This is a genomic window from uncultured Porphyromonas sp. (assembly GCF_934359325.1).
Taxonomy (GTDB): Bacteria; Bacteroidota; Bacteroidia; order Bacteroidales; family Porphyromonadaceae; genus Porphyromonas_A.
The window spans coordinates 1-3,925 of the sequence record NZ_CAKRLH010000159.1 but is presented as its reverse complement, the minus strand read 5'-3'; the positions used below and the strand labels follow the sequence as shown (position 1 = coordinate 3,925).

2 protein-coding genes and 1 pseudogene are annotated in these 3,925 nt (G+C 54.1%); 2 read left to right on the top strand and 1 reads right to left on the bottom strand.

Annotation, left to right across the window (positions count from 1 at the left end):
• Positions 1-227, bottom strand: a pseudogene (locus Q0F21_RS06155) (serine protease); the annotation flags it as partial.
• Positions 228-927: 700 nt separating this feature from the next.
• On the opposite strand from Q0F21_RS06155, the gene Q0F21_RS06150 reads away from it, so the two are divergent.
• Together Q0F21_RS06150 and carA are read left to right on the top strand one after the other, a co-directional pair.
• Complete coding sequence (locus tag Q0F21_RS06150) at positions 928-2,811, top strand: amidophosphoribosyltransferase (protein ID WP_297238343.1); 1,884 nt, start codon at positions 928-930, stop codon at positions 2,809-2,811.
• Between the two features lie 26 nt (positions 2,812-2,837).
• The gene (carA, locus tag Q0F21_RS06145) at positions 2,838-3,920 is read left to right on the top strand and encodes a glutamine-hydrolyzing carbamoyl-phosphate synthase small subunit (protein WP_297238341.1); all 1,083 of its coding nucleotides are present in this window, start codon (positions 2,838-2,840) and stop codon (positions 3,918-3,920) included.
• Positions 3,921-3,925: the final 5 nt, after the last annotated feature.

The window sequence follows — 3,925 nt, the reverse complement described above, 5'->3', positions numbered from 1 at the left end:
GCAAAGAGGTAGAGCCTGAGAGACTCCTTGTCCGCTGCCTCCATCGCAAGCAGAGCAGAGTCTCTGTCAAATGTGCCAAGCCGAGAAACAGGCAGGTGGAGCATACTCCGCATCTTTACCTCACCCCCCAGCCCTATAGGGCTTGAGCCCGGTGTGGCAATCTGCGCAGAGCAGACTGCAGAAACGAGGAGGGCTACTCCGGCTATTATATAGGTACGTAGTCTCATATCGGCACAAAATTACCTATTTTTTAATCTTCATCCGATATGTTGAGCTTGCAAGTCAAGGCTCACGCGTTTGGGACTCGTCCGTCAGCAGCGTAACTGCATCCGCAAGGATGCCCGATCCATAGGCATCGGTCGAGTCACGAAGTGGCGAAGACCGATGTATGAGAGTTTATTTCGTGTCCCGACCCCTTGCGGGTCGCCGCCACATCGGAGATGAGTGATAAGAAAGACCACCCATCCGCTTGCCTGAGCATCAGCCTCTCTGACGGACATCAGATAGTTTACTGTAAGGCTCAAGCGCATCAGCCCTGCACCCCCAAACTAAACCCGGTATTAGTGATCACTATTACCGGGTTTAGTGATCACTAATACCGGGTTTAGAATTCACCGAACTCTATCCAGCCTGGTACGATACTCCCCAGTGCCGCGGATCCCTGCTCCCTAACCCTCAGTGCGCCCGCAAGGGGGCGAGGTCTCGGATTAATTCTAAGATGTCTTAATTCTTAGGCGCCGGTCGAGCCACGAAGTGTCGAAGACCGATGTATAGGGAACGAGCATCCTTGCGGATGCAGTCGGGCTGATGATAGACAACTTTCAAATCCGTCAGCCTCGTGTGAGGAGAGCAAAGTGGCATTATTTTCTCTACCTTTGCAGCACAATCAGTAGTCTAAAACAATAACGCGCCTCACATTATATAGGTATGGAGCAACTAAAGCACGAGTGTGGAGTGGTACTTATCCGACTCCGTAAGCCTCTCGAGTATTATTGGGAGAAGTACGGCACCAGACGCTATGGTCTCAATAAGCTCTACCTGATGATGGAGAAGCAGCACAATCGTGGACAGGATGGTGCAGGCGTCGCATGCGTCAAGCTTCAGGCTCCCGTGGGTACGGAGTACCTCTACAGGGAGCGGGCTCTCGGGTCGGGAGCTATCTCTGAGATCTTCAATACCATACATCACTCCATCGACGAGGCAATCGCCGACGAGGAGGCGAACGACCGCTTCTACGTCGAGTCGGCTCCCTACATCGGGGAGTGTTACATGGGGCATCTGCGCTACTCCACGACCGGGAAGTCGGGCATGCAGTACCTCCAGCCGGCGCTGAGGCGTAATAACTGGCGGGCTAAGACACTCGCCATGTGTGGGAACTTTAACCTCACCACAGTTAAGGATATATTCAAGTACATTACTGCTCGCGGACAGCATCCTCGAGATACCTCCGACACACGCGTGCTCATGGAGCTCCTCGGTCATAGACTCGACCGTGAGGTGGAGCGCCGCTATGCAGACAGCGTGGCAAAGGGGCTCCAGGGGATGGACATCACGGAGGATATAGAGGATCATATCGATGCGCTGCAGCCTCTGAGAGAGTGCGGACCAATGTTTGACGGAGGCTATGTCCTCTGCGGTATGACCGGTAGTGGCGAGATGTATGCGGTGCGCGACCCCTGGGGCATCCGTCCCGCCTATTACTACTATGACGATGAGATTTTCGTAGTTGCCTCCGAGCGGCCTGTGATCCAGACAACGCTCAATCTCACCTTCGACAAGGTGCATCAGCTCGAGAGAGGACAGGCCATTGCGATAGATCGTAGTGGTGAGAATGTCCATCTGGAGCAGGTGATCGAGCCGCAGGAGAATAGGGCGTGCTCCTTTGAGCGGATCTACTTCTCCCGCGGGAGTGACATAGACATATACCATGAGCGAAAGGCTCTCGGTAGTTATGTGGTCCCGGAGATCCTCGAGAAGGTGGATTACGACCTGGACAATACCGTCTTCTCCTTTATCCCCAATACGGCTGAGGTGGCTTACCAAGGGATGCTTCAGGGACTCGAGGACTACCTCGACCGACGGAAACAGGAGCTGCTGGAGATGCCGGAGAATAGGAACTCGGAGAGGATCCGCGATATCCTTCGGAAGCGCATCCGCTCGGAGAAGGTGGCGATCAAGGATATCAAGATGCGGACCTTCATCACCGAGGGGGCATCACGTAATGAGCTGGCTGCCCACGTCTACGACGTTACCTACGGCTCGATCCGCCGTGGAGAGGACAATCTCGTCGTGATCGATGACAGCATCGTTCGCGGGACGACTCTCAAGGAGAGTGTCATCCGGATCCTCAATCGACTCGGTCCGCGCAAGATGGTGATCGTCAGCTCTGCTCCTCAGATACGTTACCCGGACTGGTATGGTATCGCTATGAGCAGGATGGAGGAGTTTGTCGCCTTCCGTGCGGCTATTGCACTCCATGAGGAGCGGGGGATGGAGAATCGAATCAGCGAGCTCTATGAGAGGATCAAGTCCCTCATGGGGAGCGAGGAGGTGCGACGGACTAACTTTGTCAAGGAGATCTATGAGCCCTTCACTGTCGAGGAGCTTAATCAGCAGATGATCAAGCTGATGCGACCTGCTGAGGTCATTTGTCCGATCGACATAGTATTCCAGAGTATCGAGGGGCTCCATAAGGCGATTCCCGACAATCCCGGGGACTGGTACTTTACCGGAGACTACCCGACGCCGGGTGGTATGCGCTTAGTTAATCAAGCCTTCATCGACTATTACGAAGAGGACTACAGAAGATAAGAGATACACGAAACCATATAGCGACCATGAAAAAGAAAGGTAAGCTCATCTTACAGGACGGGACCTGCTACGAGGGGACTCTCTTCGGTGCCACTGATAAGAGTGTCAGCGGAGAGGTTGTCTTCAATACCAGCATGACCGGCTACCCCGAGGCCCTGACGGATCCCTCGTATATGGGTCAGATGCTTGTCTGCACATACCCGATCATCGGCAATTACGGATTCCCTCCGGAGGATGTAGATCCTGCCACTCATCTGTCCCTCTACCTCGAGAGTAGTGAGCTACATCCGCTGGCTCTCATAGTCCACGACTACACTGATGACTACTCGCACTGGAATGCCGCAGAGTCCCTCTCGGATGCTCTCGAGCGCCATGGCGTGGTCGGTCTCGCCGGTGTCGACACGCGGGAGCTCACCAAGGAGATCCGTGACCATGGTCCGCTCATCGGTAAGCTGGTGGTGGATGATCAGGATATAGACTTCTTCCAGACCGATGAAGTCAATCTTGTCGCTGAGGTCTCCACTCCCGAGGTGATACATTTATCCAAGAGTGGTGCCAAGCGAGTGGTCCTCGTGGACTGTGGCGCTAAAGAGAATATCGTCCGGATGCTCCTCGACCGGGATGTCGACCTTACGATCGTTCCTTGGGACTATGACTTCACCGGGATGGATTATGATGGTCTCTTCATCAGTAACGGTCCGGGTAATCCGATGCAGTGCACCGCCCTCATTGACCATGTAAGACAGGTCATTGAGAGCGGTGAAAAGCCTATAGCGGGGATCTGCATGGGCAATCAGATCATGGCACTTGCCATCGGTGCCAAGGTGAAGAAGATGAAGTTCGGTCACCGCTCAGCCAATCAGCCGGTACGTCTCTGTGGCACTGATAAGTGCTTTATCACCAGCCAAAATCACGGGTTTGCCGTGGACAGCGACACACTGCCAGCAGGCTGGCGTCCCTACTTTGAGAACCTCAACGATGGCTCCAACGAAGGTATCATCCACGTGTCCGGGAGGTACTTCGCGGTCCAGTTCCATCCCGAGTGCCACGGAGGCCCGATGGATACCGAATTCTTTTTTGATGACTTTATTAAGCTCCTAAACTCGTGAACGTA

Coding starts and splice junctions, on each gene's coding strand:
- carA (WP_297238341.1), top strand. CDS start 2,838: ATGAAAAAGAAAGGTAAGCTCATCTTACAGGACGGGACCTGCTACGAG.
- Q0F21_RS06150 (WP_297238343.1), top strand. CDS start 928: ATGGAGCAACTAAAGCACGAGTGTGGAGTGGTACTTATCCGACTCCGT.